Source organism: Paraburkholderia sp. BR13439, from assembly GCF_040948805.1.
GTDB lineage: Bacteria > Pseudomonadota > Gammaproteobacteria > Burkholderiales > Burkholderiaceae > Paraburkholderia > Paraburkholderia youngii.
Genome location: NZ_JBFPKN010000006.1, coordinates 162351 through 180504, shown reverse-complemented (window position 1 = coordinate 180504; position 18154 = coordinate 162351). Strand labels below are relative to the sequence as shown.

Genomic DNA, 18154 nt, shown 5'->3' with positions numbered 1-18154 from the left:
TGCGCTCCCCTTACTTGGTGCCGAAGAGGCGCTGCAGCAGCCCGGGCTTCTGGTAATCGACAAAGCGAAGCGATTTCTGCTCGCCGAGGAAACGCGACACGACGTCCTTATAGGCTTCGGCCACATCGGTGCCGTCCAGATGCACGGCCGGCAGACCCTGGTTCGACGCGTGCAGCACCGCTTCCGACTCCGGAATCACGCCGATCAGATCGATGCGCAGAATTTCCTGGATGTCGGTCAGCGACAGCATTTCGCCTTCGCTGACGCGTTTCGGGTTGTAGCGGGTAATCAGCAGATGCTCCTTGATCGGCTCCTTGCCTTCGATCGCACGCTTGGTCTTCGACGACAGGATGCCGAGAATGCGATCGGAGTCGCGCACCGACGACACTTCCGGGTTCGTAACGATCAGCGCTTCATCGGCGAAGTGCATCGCAAGCAGCGCGCCCGACTCGATACCGGCCGGCGAATCGCAGACGATGTATTCGAAGTCCATCGCGATCAGATCGTTGATGACCTTCTCGACGCCTTCCATCGTCAGCGCGTCCTTATCGCGCGTCTGCGAGGCCGGCAGGATGAACAGGTTCTCGCACTTCTTGTCTTTGATCAGCGCCTGGTTCAGATTCGCTTCGCCCTGGATCACGTTGATCAGGTCGTACACGACGCGGCGCTCGCAGCCCATGATGAGGTCGAGGTTGCGCAGGCCGACGTCGAAGTCGATCACGGCGGTCTTGCTGCCGCGCAACGCGAGGGCCGACGCAAAGCTCGCGCTCGTGGTCGTCTTGCCCACGCCACCCTTGCCCGAAGTCACCACAATGATTTTTGCCATTACCCTTACCTTGTGTTCGTCAAATGCGTCAATTGATGCGCGGCGCGCGTCGCCCTGAAACGCCGCATGCCGAAATCGCTCGGGCAGCGCGCGTTTCTCGGCGCTTTACGTGAGCCGCAGCGGTTCGATCATCAGTTTTTCGTCTTCGAGCCAGATCTGCACCGGCTTGCCGAGCACGTCGGCCGGCAGCGGGTTCTCGGTCGTTCGATAGATGCCCGCGATCGAGATCAGTTCCGGTTCGAGACACGTACAGAAGATGCGCGCGTCGTGATTGCCCTGCACGCCGGCCAATGCCCGGCCACGCAGCGGCGCGTAAATATGGATGTTGCCTTCCGCTATCACCTCGGCGCCATAGCTGACGAGACCGAGCACCACCAGATCGCCTTTCGCGTAGATGCGCTGGCCGGAGCGCAGCGGCTTGTCGACCACCATCGTTTGCGGCGACGTGGCGAGGCGCACCGGCTCGACGGCGGAGGTGGGTTCGACGGCGGCGGAAGCGGTGCTGGCGGTTGCGGATGCGGTGCTGGTGGCCGCGCTCGTGCCGGCGCTTGCCTCGGTGCCTGCCGCCGCGCTTGCCGCGCTCGCCGTGCTGTCGTCATCGACCTGTCTGGCCGGGCCGCCGCGTCGGTCGCGCGCTTCGAGCAGCGGCAACCCCGACTCCGTCGCCCACTGTTGCTCCGCATTCGCGACCACGCCGACCGGACGCATGCGCACGCTGTCGAGCAGTTGCGCGATATCGGCGAGCGGCACGCGTTCGCTGTCGGCGAGACGCCGTACGTCGATCGCGACGACGTCGTTAGCGAAGAATTCGGGGGTCGCCTCGAAGCGTCGCGTCAGCTCGGCACGCATCGCATCGAGGTCGGTCGTTTTGACCACGAACATCAGCGTGTCGACAGAGCCGCTGCGCAGTTCGAAAAAGGGCGATTTCTTGGGCGACATAGCGTTCGGCAAAAAATTTTGCGTATTTTACAGGCGTACGTGCGCGCGGCCACTATTTTTCCCGGGAGAATCGGTGCTCGCGCGCGTGGGCGCGACGCGTGTCGTCGATGCTATCGACGCGCGACGGTGCGCAAGAAAAATGCTGGCGGGAAAAAGACCGTGATGAACGGACGGCGAAGACGAGCGGCACGCGCAACGCGCCGCTCGGGTGATCACTGTTGAAGCACCTGCGAGGTAGTCGGCACGTGCCGCACCAGCAGACTTTCGACCTGCTCGGGCGAGCGCTCGACGCGCCGGTGCTCGCCGGTCGGGCCAAAGCCGAGCGCCTCGTAGAAGCGCATCGCGTTGCGGTTCGTGTCGGCGACCCACGCGTAGATTTCCGTGGCGCCCGCATTCGCGAGCCAGCTGCTCGCGGTGTCGACGAGCAGTTCGCCGCCGCGCAGATGACGCACGGCCGGCGCCACCCACAATTCGCAAACGAACGCGCGGCGCGCCGCGGTGTCGTCGAAATGCGCCTCGACGAGGCCGGCCGGATGGCCCTCGGTGTAGAGCAGGAAGGTGCCGACGGACTGCGAAACCGCGTGATTCGCCGCGGTCGCGTCGAAACTGGCGGCATCGGCCGACAACGCATCCTCGAGCGTCGCGCCGAAGGCATATGGCGCCTCCCGCAGCGAGGCGGTGCGGAGTTCGCGAAAAACGGCGCCCTGATCAGCAGTGATGCGGCGAACGGTCAATGACGGACTCATGCAGACGAAAACCCCTGGAAACCCTAACGCGTAGCTTTAACCGAACCGGCCGGCGAGTCAAATTTATTATTGACCAGAATATGCGATCCTGCTCACGGTGCGTCGTAGTCGCCGGTGCCGTCCGGCCACGGCGTCAGCAGTTCATAGCCGTCGTCGGTCACGGCGACCATGTGTTCCCATTGCGCCGACAGCGAGCGGTCCTTCGTGATCACGGTCCAGCCGTCGCGCTGCACCGACGTGCCGGCGCGGCCCGCGTTGATCATCGGCTCGATCGTGAAGACCATGCCCGGCTTCAGGCGAACGCCCTGCCCCGGCTGGCCGTAGTGCAGCACCTGCGGGTCCTCGTGATAGATCTTGCCGATGCCGTGCCCGCAGTAGTCGCGCACGATCGAGAAGCCCTCGCGCTGCGCAACCTTCTGGATCGCGTGGCCGACGTCGCCGAGCGTCGCGCCCGGTTTCACCTCGCGGATGCCGGCCACCATCGCCTCGTAGGTCGTGTCGATCAGCGCACGCGCGACCGTGCTCGGCTGGCCGACGCAGTACATGCGGCTGGTGTCGCCGAAATAACCGTCCTTGATGATCGCGACATCGATGTTGATGATGTCGCCGTCCTTCAGGATCTCGCCGCGATTCGGAATGCCGTGGCACACGACATGGTTGACCGACGTGCAGACGGTCTTCGGAAAGCCCAGATAGCCGACGTTGGCCGGAATCGCCTTCTGCGTATGGACGATGTAGTCGTTGCACAGCGTGTCGAGGTCGTCGGTGGAGACGCCTGCCTTGACGTGCTCGCCGATCATTGCCAGCACATCGGCCGCGAGGCGGCCTGCAATGCGCAGCTTCGCGATATCGTCGGGAGTCTTGTAGGTAATGGCCATGAATTCAGTCGATGTGAGTCGCGGGTCAAACGCGAAATGACCCGCCGCGCCCGAAAGCCGGCGGCCCGCAACCGCCGCTCGATGGGCGATTTCGGGCAATTGTACAGAGGATCGCGGAGGGACCCCGAGCAAACCGGCTGAAAAGATGCTCGGAAGGCGGCGGCGCCAGGGGGGCGATGCCGGGGCACGCGCCCGAATCGGGGCGACCCGTTCGTGCGTGGTCGGCTTGCCCGGCTTGCGCGTTCACATGGACTTGCGGCGAGAAGGCTCGAACGTTCATCGAGCCATGCAACGCCCATCGTTCAGTTTCCCGAACTAAATTGTGGGCCCGCTCGGCTTCGCGGTCGTCGCCGGGCGCGTTGACGGAGGTAATGGAGGGGGTTCGAGTCGCATGAGACACCCGCCCCCTCGCCTCGATACGCTGAGACAAGGGTTCGGGCGTCATTCTGACTGACGCGCAGGGCTGCTTGCGTCGAGATCCGCGGCTTAGTTGTCGGGATGCGCTGCGGTGAAACTTTGGAACGCACTGTACGCCGGGTTCAACGGCGTGCCGGCTTTCATGATGCCGAACGTCTCGTCGCCGCTGTCGAGCACGTAATACATGACGCCCTGGATATTGTGCGTCTTGCGATTCTGATAGAACTCGCCGAGCCTCGTCGTGATGTAGTTCCCACGATAGGTCTCGTCCCGTTCCGGTCCGGTGTTCCACTCGGTGATGAGGAACGGCACGCCGTAACGGGCCTTGCAATAGATCGGCAGATCGAAGCCAGGTTGGGCGCCGTCCGCACCGAGGGAGAACACGTCGCCATACACCTCGTAGTTGTGCCACGTGGTGATATCCCAGCGCACGGTCGGGTGGCCGCCGCTACCATCGGGCTGCATACCTTCCCACAGCGCGTCCGCTGCGCCGACATCGTTCACGCAGAAGTTGATGCCGCATTTCGCGTTGGACTGAACCGACTTCACGCCGTCGATCATGCCGCGCATCACGCCGCGCATCGCCGGCCAGTTCGCGTTGTTGAAGTCCGACGCCTTCGTGCCCGCAGCGGTGAAGTCCAATACGGTGGCGTTCGTGCGCGTCAACTCGTTGCCGCATTCGTATATGGTCACGCCATACGGCTTCAGTGCGTTCGCGATGCCTTGGGCGACCGAGTAACCCTGGTTGTAAGCGGCACTCTCGTTGGCGAACACGTTGCCATTGGAGTCGTAGACGCCCTGATTGATCAGCACGATCAAGGTCATGCCCGCCGACTGGAAAGCCTGCGCAAGCCCGATCAGTGCGTTCAGCTGGTTCGAAGTGTTGGTGCAGCCCACGCGATAGCTGGTGCAGCCCATGCCCTTCAGGATCGACACGACCTGTTGGGGCGTGTAGGTGTAGTCGAAGTGGCCGTTCATGCCGTAGAACATGCCCGCGGCCGGTGCGATCGGGGTGCGCGGATCGTTACATGGCAGCCAACGACCGGCGGTCTCGTTGTTCACGTAGAACTGGCCACCCGTGCCGCAATGCCAGATCTTGCCGCCGTACCACAACAGCAGCGAGACGTTGTACGTGTTGCCTACGGGCGCCCCATTGCAGAGAATGACACCGTTGTTCACCGTCCAGATGTTGTTGGATTTGTCGATGATGTACGACGAACCGGGGATCGTGGTGCCATCAGCCGAGGTGCCACCGAGGCGCGGGTCGATGCAACCTTTCCAGCCCGAGCCCGTCCATTGGTAGAACTGACCACCCGTGCCCTCGTGATAGATCACGCCGGCATAAAACAGGACCATCTGCACGTTGTAGGTGTTGCTTGCCGGCGAACCGTTGCAGTAGACCGAGCCACCTACACCTCCGGACAGCGTCCAGACGTTGCCGGAGTTGTCCGTGATGGACGAGGCGGGCGGAATGGAGACACTGTTCGGATCGCTCGTCTTTGCGACGGCCGTTTTGGAAGCCGCGGTACCGGAAGCGCCGGATGCAGCGGCAGCGGCGGCAGTCTTGTCGTCCGAGGTGCCGGATCCACCGCCACCACATGCGGCCAAAAGATAACTTGCGCTCAGGGCCGTGAGACCCCCAATGAATTGACGTCGTTTTATCATCGCAGAGTAATTCCAAATGTCGGGAAAATTCCCGATAAAAAGACCAAAGGTGAATTCGCTGTGATTCGGACGGACAATGCATAAGGATTCGATGCAAATGAATTTGCATTCCTTAAAAACATTTGTCCTGAGGTGCCGTGGAACGCACGTCTGTGATGTCCGATTGAACCGATGCTCGCGAAGAGGCCCCTCGCGGTGGTCCAGATTGACAATGTTGGTGCGCGTCGGTCCGCAAACGTTTGCCTTGCGAACCTTTTACCGATTACTGCCGCAACTCTTGTCTTTCAGGAAAATTCTTCCCGTAAAAGCTGCTGACGGCGTAAATCGTACCCTGAACGAATGACCGAGCCCAACCAAAAATCGTATTTATTTGTAAAAAAAGGCAGATCTTGCGGAGATGTGTTGGGTCCGCGAAGATTCGCACTTTAAGAAGTCGATCGGGGGGCGGGTCGCCCGCAAATTTTCTTACTTCGACCCCTTATAGCGCGCGACGGCCATGTCCCGAACATGTCCCCGCATATGAATGCGGAGACAGCGCAGCAGGTATCGCTTAAGGTATTTGTATGGAAATCGGAATGAAAAAGACCCACGAGCGGCGAATAGCTCATGTACAAAAAATTGAAACAATGAATTTCGCCAATAGAAATGATGCTTGAACAATATCGGATTGCCTTGGCAAAACAATTCGAAAACCCAAAACAAAAAACCCCTTGATCGGTGAAATCAAGGGGTTTCAGAATTTGGCGGAAAGGGTGGGATTCGAACCCACGGTACGGGGAAACCGTACGCCTGATTTCGAGTCAGGTACATTCGACCACTCTGCCACCTTTCCGGGTATTCCAACTCGCTGCTGCTTCGTCGGATCCAAGCGGGCCGTTGCTTGGGAGAAAAAGATTATAAAACAGCTCGAATCAGTTTTCCAAGCCCCTCGACGAAAAAACTTCTAAATTTTTTTCGAGAGGCTTGGGTGCCGGCACCGGCACCGTCAGACACGCGACGATACCGCGCCTGCACACATGCCAGCGACGCTCAGGCCGCCGGCACTTCCAGCCGCTCCACGCCGCCGAGGTACGGCCGCAATGCCGTGGGCACCGTCACCGAGCCATCGGCGTTCTGGAAGTTCTCGAGCACCGCGACGAGCGTGCGGCCAACCGCGAGGCCCGAGCCGTTCAGCGTATGCACGAGTTCCGGCTTGCCCTGCGCGTTGCGGAAACGCGCCTGCATGCGTCGCGCCTGGAACGCCTCGGTATTCGAGCAGCTCGAAATCTCACGATAGGTGTTCTGCGCGGGCAGCCATACTTCGAGGTCATAGGTCTTCGCTGCGGAGAAACCCATGTCGCCGGTGCACAGCGTGATCACGCGATACGGCAGTTCGAGCTTCTGCAGAATCGCCTCGGCATGGCCGACCATCTGCTCGAGCGCGTCGTACGATGCGTCAGGAGCGACGACCTGCACCATCTCGACCTTGTCGAACTGATGCTGGCGGATCATGCCGCGCGTGTCGCGCCCGTACGAGCCCGCCTCCGAGCGGAAGCACGGCGAGTGCGCAGTCAGCTTGATCGGCAGTGCGTCCCCTTCGACGATGCTCTCACGCACCGTGTTGGTCAGCGAAATTTCCGAGGTCGAGATCAGATATTGGGTGACCGTGCTTTCACCGCCGCCCTTCTCGACGCGGAACATATCGTCCGCGAACTTCGGCAGCTGGCCGGTGCCGTACAGGATGTCCGGATTCACGATGTACGGCGTGTATATCTCGGTATAGCCGTGTTGCTGCGTGTGCGTGTCGATCATGAACTGTGCGAGCGCGCGATGCAGCCGCGCAATCTGGCCGCGCAGCATCGTGAAGCGCGCGCCCGACAGCTTCGCGCCTGTCTCGAAGTCGAGGCCAAGCGGCGTGCCGACGTCCACGTGATCCTTGACTTCGAAGTCGAACTGTCGCGGCGTGCCCCAGCGGCGCACTTCGACGTTATGGGCTTCGTCGTTGCCGACCGGCACGCTTTCGTGCGCGAGATTCGGCACGCCGAGCAGCAGATCCGACAGACGCTTCTGGATGTCTTCGAGCTTGACCGCCGACGCCTTCATCTCGTCGCCGATGCCGCTCACTTCGGCCATTACCGCCGACGTATCTTCGCCACGCCCTTTCATCGCGCCGATCTGCTTCGACAGGCTGTTGCGGCGCGCCTGTAGTTCTTCGGTACGGGTCTGGGTATCGCGGCGTTCCGCTTCGAGCGCGGTGAAGGCCGCGACGTCGAGGATATAGCCGCGGTCGGCGAGGCGCTTTGCGACGCCGTCGAGGTCTTTGCGCAGCAACTGGATGTCGAGCATGGGATGGGACGGATGTTCGTTGTATGAAACCGCGATTTTAACGCACCGGCCAAGGCGAAACGCCTCAACCCTTCTTCGGCTTGTTCTCGGCGCGCCACCGCGCATCGAGCTCGCCAAGCCGCGCGAGCTTTTCGCCGATCTTGCCTTCGAGGCCACGCGGCGTCGGCTCGTACCAATGCGGCTCGCGCATGCCGTCCGGAAGATAGGTCTCGCCGGCCGCGTACGCATCGGGTTCGTCGTGCGCATAGCGATAGTCGTGGCCGTAGCCGAGTTCCTTCATCAGCTTCGTCGGCGCGTTGCGCAGATGCACCGGTACCGCGCGCGACTGGTCCTTGCCGACGAACCGCCGCGCCTCGTTGTACGCGTTGTATCCGGCATTCGATTTCGGCGCGACCGCCAGATAGATGATCGCCTGCGCGAGCGCGAGTTCGCCTTCGGGCGAGCCGAGACGCTCGTAGGTTTCGGCGGCGTCGAGCGTGATGCGCGCGGCGCGTGGGTCCGCGAGGCCGATGTCTTCCCACGCCATGCGCACGATGCGACGCGCCAGATAGCGCGGGTCGGCGCCGCCGTCGAGCATGCGGCAGAACCAGTACAGCGCGCCGTCAGGGTTGCTGCCGCGCACCGATTTATGCAGCGCGCTGATCTGGTCGTAGAACGCGTCGCCGCCCTTGTCGAAGCGGCGCAGATTTTCCGCGAGCGCGCTGCCCAATAACGCGCCGTCGATTTCGGTGGTCTTCTGCTGCGCGGCCGCGCGCGCGACGATCTCGAGGTTGTTCAACAGCTTGCGGCCGTCGCCGTCGGCGGAGCCGATTAGCGCGGCGCGCGCTTCGTCGGTGAACGTGAGGCCGCCGAGTTCCTTCTGTGCGCGCTCGAGCAGTTCGCGCTGTTCGTCGTCGGTCAGGCTTTTGAGCACGTAGACCGCGGCGCGCGACAGCAACGCGCTATTGACCTCGAACGACGGATTCTCGGTCGTCGCACCGACGAACACGAACAGGCCCGACTCGACGTGCGGCAAGAACGCGTCTTGCTGGCTCTTGTTGAAGCGATGCACCTCGTCGACGAACACCAGCGTCTGATGGCCGTTCGCGCGATGGATCTGCGCGGTCTCGACCGCCTCGCGGATATCCTTCACGCCCGACAGCACCGCGGACAACGCGATGAACTGCGCGTCGAACGCATCGGCCATCAGCCGCGCGAGCGTGGTCTTGCCGACGCCTGGCGGGCCCCACAGGATCATCGAATGGGCCTCGCCCGATTCGAACGCGACCCTGAGCGGCTTGTTCGGACCGAGCAGATGCGACTGGCCGATCACTTCGTCGATATTGCGTGGCCGCAGGCGTTCGGCGAGCGGAACATTGGCACGGGTTTCTTCAAACATGACGTTTTGGGGATAATCTCGGCTTTCCGGGTACGCACCGCGTTCGAGCGGCGCCGCGCAGGACAAGCGCAAAGTCCGCGCACGGCCGCAAGCAGAGGCAACAACGCGGGCAACGTCCTGCATTATGACAGTGACGGCGACCGCGCGATGGCCGACCCGGCGCGCCGACAGCGCATAAATTCACAGCAGAGCTTCACCGCACCACCAGGAGGAACACACATCAGATGGCTCAAGATTCTGTCGCCGGCCAAGCCGGCTCCACCTACGCGCCGCTCTCGCCGGTGCCCGACGCGCGCCGCGCGTTCCGTACCGGCGACGCGTTCGCGCTGTGGTTCTCGCTCGGCATTGGCCTGCTCGTCGCCCAGGCGGGCGCGCTGCTGGTGCCTGGGCTGTCGCTGCCGCATGCGCTCGTCGCGATCGTGCTCGGCAGCGTGATCGGCGTCGTGCTGCTCGCGCTCGCGGGCGTGATCGGCACCGACACCGGGCTCGCGGCGATGTCGTCGCTGCGTCCGACGCTCGGCGTGCGCGGCGCGTCGGTGCCGGCCGTGCTGAACATGGTGCAACTGGTCGGCTGGGGCTCGTTCGAGGTGATCGTGATGCGCGATTCCGCCGATGCGCTCGCGAAGCAGGCTTTCGGCCTGTCGATGCCGCTCGTGTGGACCGTGATCTTCGGCCTGCTCGCAACCTTGCTCGCGATCAGCGGCCCGCTGTCTTTCGTGCGGCGCTTTCTGCGCAAGTGGGGGATTTGGCTACTGCTCGCGGGCGCCGCGTGGCTCACGTGGAACCTGCTCGCGCGCCACAATCTCGCCGATCTGATGCAGCGTCCCGGCACCGGCGAGATGTCGTTCGGCGGCGCGGTCGACCTCGTGGTCGCGATGCCGCTGTCGTGGCTGCCACTGATCGCCGACTACACGCGCTTCGGCCGTCGCGCTGGCGAGACGTTCCGCGGCACGCTGTACGGCTATGGCATCGCGAACATCTGGTTCTATGCGCTCGGCGCGGTCTATGGCCTCGCGGCCGGCGGCGGCGATGCATTGCTGACCGGCGCGCTCGCGCAAGCAGGCGGCGGGTTTGCGCTGCTGCTGATCCTGATCGACGAAATCGACAATGCGTTCGCCGATATCCACTCGGCCGCGGTGTCGACCGGCACGTTCTGGACGCGGGCGAGCGTGCCGTTGCTGTCGGCCGCGTTCGGCGCGCTGTGCACGCTGATCGCGCTGCTCGTGCCGATGGCGAAGTACCAGAATTTTCTGCTGTTGATCGGCTCGGTATTCGCGCCTCTGTTCGGCGTCGTGCTGATGGATCACTTCATCGTGCGCAAGCGTCGCATCGATGCCGCGGTGCTCGCCGATGTGCGCGGCCGCTACGGCTTCTCGGGCGGCTGGCACCTGAGCGCGTTCGTCGCGTGGGCGATCGGCATCGCCTCGTATCAGGTGATCAATCAATGGCTGCCGAATCTCGGCGCGACGCTGCCGTCGCTCGCGATCGGTGCGGTGTGCTACTACGTGTTCGTAACGGCGCGCAAGACTGCGTATGCATAAGCGCATTAGTCTGAGCGCGTTGCCTTAAACGCGGCTACCAGAAAGTAACAAAGACCTGCAGTGCAATTGCAGGTCTTTGTTATGACCTGAAACCGTCAGCCGCTGTTCGCGCCGCCGGCTATTTTTTCGCGGCTTTGCGCCGGCGCGATTCGACCTTTCGACACAGGTCCGTGAGCAGCCAACGGGCGACGGTCTCGGGCCGGTTCGGTGCGTACGACGCGAATTTGCTCTCGTTCGCGAAGTGGACGACGACGGTGCCCGTCATGACGCGATAGGTTCCGGCATAGTTCACGCCGTCCAGTTCCACGCTGAGCGCGTGGGTGGTTTCATATTCCGCTAAAGTCAAAGTAAGAGCGATATCTCAAAAACGAGACATTATCGCTACGATTTTTGGGAAGGTCAAAAAAGATATGCAATTCGTTGCATATCAAGGTATTACCGACAGGTAATCATTGCGGTTTTCACCGGCGATCGAAATAATGTGCACGTTATATGCATAAAAATCTACGGCGTTATTGCCGGTCGAGGGAAACCGACGGCGCGTCGGCAAAACGTTCAAGCGCGCGATTGCCTTCCCGATGGGCTTCGGCCTCATCGATAAAGGTTTTTTCGCTGTATGCCACGACCTTGAAACCACTTCCGGCCGACCGTGGAACCGTGATTCCCCAATGCCATCCGCCCTCCTGCTCGAATACATGGAGGGACGGGGACAAGCGTAACTCGTGTGAAGAAGACAATCTCATGACATGCCTCACCTTTCCAGACATTCGAAGCGACAACCAGCTTCAATCAGTTTAGGCGTTATTTTGTTGCGTTGCAGCAAAAAATTGTTAGAGACTGCGCGCCCAATCCTGGAAATGATCGTACGCGCTAACTTAGCCCCATCAGCGATGCCGGTCTTTACAGTCTCGCACTAAATCATTACGTCTGCCGGCGACGACGATTTGATTTTCATCGCGGCACAGAGCGCGCACCTTTAGCAATCCACGTGCCACGTGCCGCGCACAACAAAAAAGCCGCGCTCGACAAGCGCGGCTTCGCCGGCGCGCACCGCGCGATTCACCCGTTGATCACATCCGCGCCCTTCGGCACCGTGAACTTGAACGCATCGGACGGCAGTGGCGGATTTTTCTGGATGTTCGAGAACGTCAGCAGCGTGACGTTACCGAACACGTCGTGCAATTCCATCGCTTCCAGATTGCCGTCCTTGAAGCCGATGCCGACGCGCTCGAACTGCGTGTCCTTCGCCTTCGGCGTCAGTTCGAGCCAGTCGATGCCGGCTTTCACGCCCGCGTCGCGCAGCGTGAAATTCTTCTCCAGGTCGTTGCTGCCGAACAGGATCGCCGCCGGGCTCGCGCCGAGCGCGTTGCCGAGCGCGCGCACCGTCACCTGGTTCAGATCCTTGTCATAGACGAAGAGCTTGTCGCCGTCCGCCTGCAACAATTGCGAGTAGGGCTTCTCGTATTGCCAGATGAACTTGCCGGGCCGCGCGAACATGAACGTGCCGCTCGACGTGGTCGGCTTGCCCGGGTTCGCGGTGGACAGCGCGCCGCTCGCGCCCTGCGCCTTGCTCGGCGCGCGCACTTCCTGTTGCACGAAGGTGCCGCGCGCCGAATGGACCTGCGAGACGAAGGCCTTCAGTTGCTCGATGCCGCTCGCGAACGCGTGCGACGCAACGAGCAGCGACGCACCGATCGCGACACTGCCGGCGGCGCGCGCGATCTTGCGCATGCCGCGGCACACGCGCTCGCCGAGGCGGCCCGCTTTACGCTGTCGGGCATCCTGCTGCGCGATTGCTTGCATAGGTATTTCTCCGTTGAATGAATTCGGTGATGGGCTGTGCCGGGTCGCCGCCCTCGCTGAACACAAAGTGACTGGCCCGGCGTCGAGCCGCGATAGCGCATATGGCGGTATACGCAGCGGCGCTCGCAATAGCCGCAATGGCTTGTTGCGGCTATTCCGCTTCGCGCGCCGGCGCCAGAATCTCGCGATTGCCGTTCGACGACATCGCTGACACCACGCCCGAATTCTCCATCTGTTCGAGCAGACGCGCCGCCCGGTTGTAGCCGATACGCAGGTGCCGCTGCACCAGTGAAATCGACGCGCGGCGGTTCTTCAGCACGACGTCGACCGCCTGGTCGTATAACGGGTCCGACTCGCCTTCGGTGGACGCGGTTCCCGCCGAACCTTCGTCGCCCTCGCCGCTCACGCCGCCCTCGAGAATGCCCTCGATATAGTTCGGCTCGCCCTGCTCCTTGAGCTTGTCGACGACGCGATGCACTTCATCGTCCGACACGAACGCACCGTGCACACGCACCGGCAAACCAGTGCCCGGCGGCAGATACAGCATGTCGCCCATGCCGAGCAGCGACTCGGCGCCCTGCTGGTCGAGAATCGTGCGCGAGTCGATTTTCGACGACACCTGGAACGCCATACGGGTCGGCACGTTGGCCTTGATCAAGCCGGTGATCACGTCGACCGACGGACGCTGCGTCGCGAGTATCAGATGGATGCCGGCCGCGCGCGCCTTCTGCGCGATTCGCGCGATCAGCTCTTCGACCTTCTTGCCGACGACCATCATCAGGTCGGCCAGTTCGTCGATGACGATCACGATGTTCGGCAAACGCGTGAGCGGTTCCGGATCGTCCGGCGTCAGGCTGAACGGATTCGGCAGCTTCTCTTCACGCTTGGCCGCTTCGTCGATCTTGTTGTTGTAGCCGGCGAGGTTACGCACGCCGACCTTGCTCATCAGCTTGTAGCGGCGCTCCATTTCGGCGACCGCCCAGTTCAGCGCGTGGCCCGCCTGACGCATGTCGGTGACGACCGGACACAGCAGATGGGGAATGCCTTCGTAGACGCTCATTTCGAGCATCTTCGGATCGATCAGGATCATGCGCACCTGCTCGGCGCTCGCCTTGTACAACAGCGACAGGATCATCGCGTTGATACCGACCGACTTGCCCGAACCGGTCGTGCCGGCGACGAGCAAATGCGGCATCTTCGCGAGGTCCGCGCACACCGGCTTGCCGCCGATGTCCTTGCCGAGACCCATCGTGAGCGGCGACGCGGCATCCGCATACACGGTCGAGCCGAGAATTTCGGACAGGCTCACGGTCTGACGGCGCTGGTTCGGCAGCTCCAACGCCATGTAGTTCTTGCCCGGAATCGTTTCGACGACGCGGATCGACACGAGCGACAGCGAACGCGCAAGGTCCTTCGCGAGGTTGACGATCTGACTGCCCTTCACACCGGTGGCCGGCTCGATTTCATAGCGCGTGACGACCGGGCCCGGATACGCGGCGACCACGCTCACTTCGACGCCGAAGTCCTTCAGCTTCTTCTCGATCAGGCGCGACGTAAACTCGAGCGTGTCCGCGGAAATGGTTTCCTGCGCGGCGGGCGCGGGGTCGAGCAACGAGATGGGCGGCAGCGTGGAGTCGCCGGGCAGATCGGTGAAGAGCGGCACCTGGCGTTCCTTCTCGACACGCTCCGACTTCGCCGGCGTGGCGAGCGGCGGCACGATCACCACGGGCTCGTGCTCCTCGATGCGCACGCGGCCCTTCTCGACCTTGCCTTCGCGCTTCACGGCAGCTGCTTCGCCGAGCTTGCGATCGAGCCCGGCCTCGCGGCGCAGCTTCGCGAACGTCACCGCGGAAATGATCGATTCGCCGACCTTCTCCGCGACCGACAGCCACGAAAACCGGAAGTACAGCGACAACCCGATCCCCAGACCGAGCAGCAGCGCGAGCGTGCCGCCGGTGAAGCCGAGCGCATGCGAGACGCCGCGCGCGACGGCCTCGCCGATCACGCCGCCGGGCGCGCGCGGCAACTGCACTCTCAGCGACCACATGCGCAGCGCCTCGAGGCCGTTGCACGACAGCAGCACGAGCATGAACGCGAACGCGTCCGCGAGCCAGCTGACGCCGCGCGGCGCGTCGTCGTCCTGCGGCTCTTCGTTGCGGGTGATGCGCCTGTAGTTCGCGGAGATGTGGCGGCCGAGCAGCACGATCCACCAGTAGGCGGACAGGCCGAACAGCAGCAGCAGAATGTCCGAGGTCCACGCGCCGACGCGGCCCGCCCAGTTCGAGATATGGTCGACCTGCGCGGCATGGGTCCAGCTCGGGTCGTGCCTGCTGTAGCTGACGAGGGACATCAGCAGGAACACGCCGAGGGCCACCTGCAGAATCCAGCGGATTTCGGTGAAGAGGCGCGACATGCGGTGCGGCAATGCCTGCGCGCTCGAGGTATAGGGAGCTTTTGCCATTGATCCTGTTGCCTGGGGTAGCCGGTTCAGGCTGAAACTGCCGCCGGGAACGCGGCCCGAGCCTCGCCGCGCGCGGCTTTAGACCCGATCCCGGCTACCGGAAACTTCGATCCGGGCTATTGTAAACGCTGTGTCCCGCGCGAGGCTGTAAATGACGGTAACTTGGCGGTTTGACCACAAATGGATGAACGACGCGCGCTGAATTCGTCGTATCGCGCCGCGTGCTCGCACCGCGCGCCCACGCCGCCACGCTATCGCGGCGATCAGAAAGCTTGATGGCGCAGCCGTAGGCCCCGCCGTTTATAATGCCGGTCTGATACCCATCTACAGTTTCAGTTCAAAAACGCACGGCTACGCAATGGCGAGCCGCGCGCCGTACAAGGATTCGATCATGCCCGCAACTGCAACGAAACACGCCAAGGTTCTGATTCTCGGTTCCGGCCCCGCCGGCTACACGGCGGCGGTTTACGCGGCGCGCGCCAACCTCGCGCCGGTACTCGTCACCGGCCTCGCGCAAGGCGGCCAGCTGATGACCACGACCGACGTCGAAAACTGGCCCGCCGACGCCAACGGCGTGCAAGGCCCGGAACTGATGGCGCGCTTCCTCGAGCACGCCGAGCGCTTCAACACCGAGATCATCTTCGACCACATCCACACGGCGAAGCTCGATGAGAAGCCGATTCGCCTGATCGGCGATTCGGGCGAATACACGTGCGACTCGCTGATCATCTCGACGGGTGCATCGGCGCAATATCTCGGCCTGCCGTCGGAAGAGGCCTTCATGGGCAAGGGCGTGTCGGCCTGCGCCACCTGCGACGGCTTCTTCTATAAGCAGCAGCACGTTGCCGTGATCGGCGGCGGCAATACGGCCGTCGAAGAGGCGCTGTACCTCGCCGGCATCGCGAAGAAGGTGACCGTGATCCATCGCCGTGACAAGTTCCGCGCCGAGCCGATTCTGATCGACCGTCTGCTCGCGAAAGAGAAGGAAGGCGTCGTCGAGATCAAGTGGAACCATGTGCTCGAAGAAGTAACCGGCGACGCCTCCGGCGTCACCGGCCTGCGCATCAAGCACACGCAGACTGGCGAGACCACCGACATCGCGCTGCAGGGCCTGTTCGTCGCGATCGGCCACAAGCCGAACACGGACATCTTCGAAGGTCAACTCGAGATGAAGAACGGCTACATCATCACCAAGGGCGGCCTGAACGGTTTCGCGACCGCGACGAGCGTGCCGGGTGTGTTCGCCGCCGGCGACGTGCAGGACCATATCTATCGCCAGGCGATCACGAGCGCGGGCACCGGCTGTATGGCCGCGCTCGATGCGCAGCGCTATCTCGAGACCATCAACGAGATGGCCGGCGAGCACGCGATGAGCGCGGAAGCGGACCGGTGATCCGATAATCCGCTGATCCGCTGCGCGTCGCCGTATGGCGACGCGAAGTCGCGACAACGGGCGCGACAGTAAAATGACGGTGGCGCGCAGCGCGGCCGTCATTGATTCACGAAGGCCGCGGCTGAAATGCCGGCGGCCTTTGTCGTTTTTGCCGCCGCGGCCGCGCACGACCCATCGACCTTTCCGCCTGTATTGCCGATATGCCGAAGAATCAACCGCATCCGAACGAACCGAAACGCCCGCAAGCGACCAAGCGTCCCGCGCCCGCGGCGGCTGCGCCCGCTGTCGCGCCGAAGCTCGATCGCGCCTCCGGGCTCGCCGGCCTCGGGGCGTTGCGTGAAGCGTTGAAGGGTGACGCCGAGCGGCGCGAGCGCGAACAGGCAGCGGCGCGAGCGGCGCAGCGCGAAGCGGCCGCCGACGCCGATCTGTTCCGCCGCGAGATCGGCGAAGTCGCGCCGCTCGCGATTCCGCCACGTGCGACGCTCACGCGCAATCCCCCACCGCCGCTGCCGGTGCAGACGCTGCTCGATGAGGAAGCGGTGCTGCACGAAGCGATTTCCGATGAGTTCGACCCCGAAGTGCTGCTCGAAACCGACGAAACGCTGTCGTATTGCCGCCCCGGCGTGAGCCGCGACGTCGTGCGCAAGCTGCGGCGTGGCGAGTGGATCGTGCAGGCGCAGATCGACCTGCACGGCATGCGGCGCGAGGAAGCACGCGAGGCGCTCGCGGAATTCATTCGCGAATCGGTCAAGCGCGGCCTGCGCTGCCTGCGCGTGATTCACGGCAAGGGTTTGGGGTCGATCGGCAAGGAGCCGGTGCTGAAAGGCAAAGTGCGCGCGTGGCTCGTGCAGAAAGCCGAAGTGATCGCGTTCTGTCAGGCGCGCCCGCATGACGGCGGCGCCGGCGCGGTGGTCGTGCTGTTGCAGCCGGGTTCGTTGCCGCCGCATGGGACAAACCTGAAGGTCTGAGGTCGATTTTTTCGGCCGTCGTTCGTCGTGGGGTAAACGGCCAGTCTGGCCGTCGCGCGGTGGCTCTCGTCGCCACCGTGGATTCGTGCTGTGCAACCTTCAAAGGTGATCGCGATGCCCCTGAAGCTTTATGCCCATCCGTTCTCGTCGTACTGCCAGAAGGCCCTGACCGCGTTGTACGAAAACGGCACGCCGTTCGAGATGCGCGTGCTCGCGTACGACGACCCGCAGATCATGGCCGAATTCGCCGCGCTGTGGCCGATCAAGCGCTTCCCGGTGCTCGTCGACGGCGGGCGCACGGTGGTCGAGGCCACCATCATCATCGAATATCTGGGCCTGCAGTATCCGGGGTCTGTAGCGTTGTTGCCGGCCGACCCGCGCGCCGCGCTCGAGGTTCGGATATTGGACCGCTTCTTCGACAACTACATTGCGACGCCGCAGCAAAAGGTCGTGTTCGATAGCCTGCGTCCCGAAGCCGAGCGCGACGCGCGTGGCGTCGCCGATGCACGCGCGATGCTCGACACCGCTTATGCCTGGCTCAACCGCCACATGGCCGAGCGCGAATGGGCCGCCGGCGACAGCTTCAGCCTCGCCGACTGTGGCGCCGCCCCGTTTCTGTTCTACGCCGACTGGACGCATCCGATCGACCCCGCGTTCGCGCACGTGCGCGCGTACCGGCAGCGGCTGCTCGCGCGGCCGTCGTTCGCCCGCGCGGTCGACGAGGCGCGGCCGTATCGGCCGCTATTTCCGCTGGGTGCGCCAGACCGGGATTGAGCCGCGAGCGGCGGTGGCAGATTCGCGCGAACGGGGCACG

Annotated in this window: 15 protein-coding genes and 1 tRNA gene; 4 read left to right on the top strand and 12 right to left on the bottom strand. The window is 63.2% G+C overall.

Annotation, left to right across the window (positions count from 1 at the left end; translation table 11 throughout):
- Nucleotides 1-10 precede the first annotated feature (10 nt).
- From minD to AB3X96_RS14380, 8 genes are all read right to left on the bottom strand, one after another.
- On the bottom strand, nucleotides 11-826 hold the full coding sequence (minD, locus tag AB3X96_RS14415; protein WP_013088749.1) for a septum site-determining protein MinD: 816 nt from the start codon (nucleotides 824-826) through the stop codon (nucleotides 11-13).
- Nucleotides 827-931: 105 nt separating this feature from the next.
- Nucleotides 932-1765 carry a septum site-determining protein MinC gene (minC, locus tag AB3X96_RS14410; RefSeq protein WP_368590267.1) on the bottom strand — a complete coding sequence of 278 codons (834 nt, stop codon included), beginning with the start codon at nucleotides 1763-1765 and terminating at the stop codon, nucleotides 932-934.
- Between the two features lie 212 nt (nucleotides 1766-1977).
- Nucleotides 1978-2511: a GNAT family N-acetyltransferase gene (locus AB3X96_RS14405; RefSeq protein ID WP_368590266.1), complete on the bottom strand. Its 534-nt coding sequence runs from the start codon at nucleotides 2509-2511 to the stop codon at nucleotides 1978-1980.
- A gap of 92 nt (nucleotides 2512-2603) precedes the next feature.
- Nucleotides 2604-3389 (bottom strand): type I methionyl aminopeptidase, encoded by a 786-nt coding sequence (gene map, locus AB3X96_RS14400; protein WP_368590265.1) that lies wholly within the window; start codon nucleotides 3387-3389, stop codon nucleotides 2604-2606.
- Between the two features lie 486 nt (nucleotides 3390-3875).
- On the bottom strand, nucleotides 3876-5471 hold the full coding sequence (locus AB3X96_RS14395; RefSeq protein ID WP_368590264.1) for a hypothetical protein: 1596 nt from the start codon (nucleotides 5469-5471) through the stop codon (nucleotides 3876-3878).
- A gap of 741 nt (nucleotides 5472-6212) precedes the next feature.
- Nucleotides 6213-6303, bottom strand: a tRNA-Ser gene (locus tag AB3X96_RS14390).
- A 197-nt stretch (nucleotides 6304-6500) separates the two neighbouring features.
- Nucleotides 6501-7796, bottom strand: coding sequence for a serine--tRNA ligase (gene serS, locus AB3X96_RS14385; RefSeq protein WP_368590263.1), 1296 nt, complete (start codon nucleotides 7794-7796; stop codon nucleotides 6501-6503).
- A 64-nt stretch (nucleotides 7797-7860) separates the two neighbouring features.
- The gene (locus tag AB3X96_RS14380; protein WP_368590262.1) at nucleotides 7861-9174 is read right to left on the bottom strand and encodes a replication-associated recombination protein A; all 1314 of its coding nucleotides are present in this window, start codon (nucleotides 9172-9174) and stop codon (nucleotides 7861-7863) included.
- Between the two features lie 224 nt (nucleotides 9175-9398).
- Between AB3X96_RS14380 and cytX the strand changes: the two genes are divergently transcribed.
- On the top strand, nucleotides 9399-10715 hold the full coding sequence (cytX, locus tag AB3X96_RS14375) for a putative hydroxymethylpyrimidine transporter CytX (RefSeq protein WP_368590261.1): 1317 nt from the start codon (nucleotides 9399-9401) through the stop codon (nucleotides 10713-10715).
- 118 nt (nucleotides 10716-10833) lie between these two features.
- Here the strand turns inward: cytX and AB3X96_RS14370 are convergent, their stop codons facing one another.
- The 4 genes from AB3X96_RS14370 to AB3X96_RS14355 all read right to left on the bottom strand — a co-directional run bounded on the left by AB3X96_RS14370 (nucleotide 10834) and on the right by AB3X96_RS14355 (nucleotide 14979).
- Nucleotides 10834-11022, bottom strand: a complete 189-nt coding sequence (locus tag AB3X96_RS14370; protein WP_309240633.1) for a hypothetical protein — start codon at nucleotides 11020-11022, stop codon at nucleotides 10834-10836.
- 205 nt (nucleotides 11023-11227) lie between these two features.
- A complete protein-coding gene (locus AB3X96_RS14365) occupies nucleotides 11228-11458 on the bottom strand; it encodes a hypothetical protein (protein ID WP_176109284.1) in 231 nt (76 codons plus the stop codon).
- Nucleotides 11459-11774: 316 nt separating this feature from the next.
- Nucleotides 11775-12518 (bottom strand): outer membrane lipoprotein chaperone LolA, encoded by a 744-nt coding sequence (gene lolA / locus AB3X96_RS14360; RefSeq protein WP_368590260.1) that lies wholly within the window; start codon nucleotides 12516-12518, stop codon nucleotides 11775-11777.
- A gap of 151 nt (nucleotides 12519-12669) precedes the next feature.
- The gene (locus AB3X96_RS14355; protein WP_368590259.1) at nucleotides 12670-14979 is read right to left on the bottom strand and encodes a DNA translocase FtsK; all 2310 of its coding nucleotides are present in this window, start codon (nucleotides 14977-14979) and stop codon (nucleotides 12670-12672) included.
- Nucleotides 14980-15370: 391 nt separating this feature from the next.
- On the opposite strand from AB3X96_RS14355, the gene trxB reads away from it, so the two are divergent.
- From trxB to AB3X96_RS14340, 3 genes are all read left to right on the top strand, one after another.
- Nucleotides 15371-16372, top strand: coding sequence for a thioredoxin-disulfide reductase (gene trxB / locus AB3X96_RS14350; RefSeq protein ID WP_176109287.1), 1002 nt, complete (start codon nucleotides 15371-15373; stop codon nucleotides 16370-16372).
- Between the two features lie 200 nt (nucleotides 16373-16572).
- Nucleotides 16573-17340, top strand: coding sequence for a Smr/MutS family protein (locus tag AB3X96_RS14345; RefSeq protein WP_368590258.1), 768 nt, complete (start codon nucleotides 16573-16575; stop codon nucleotides 17338-17340).
- A 114-nt stretch (nucleotides 17341-17454) separates the two neighbouring features.
- Nucleotides 17455-18114, top strand: coding sequence for a glutathione S-transferase family protein (locus AB3X96_RS14340; RefSeq protein WP_368590257.1), 660 nt, complete (start codon nucleotides 17455-17457; stop codon nucleotides 18112-18114).
- Nucleotides 18115-18154 lie beyond the last annotated feature (40 nt).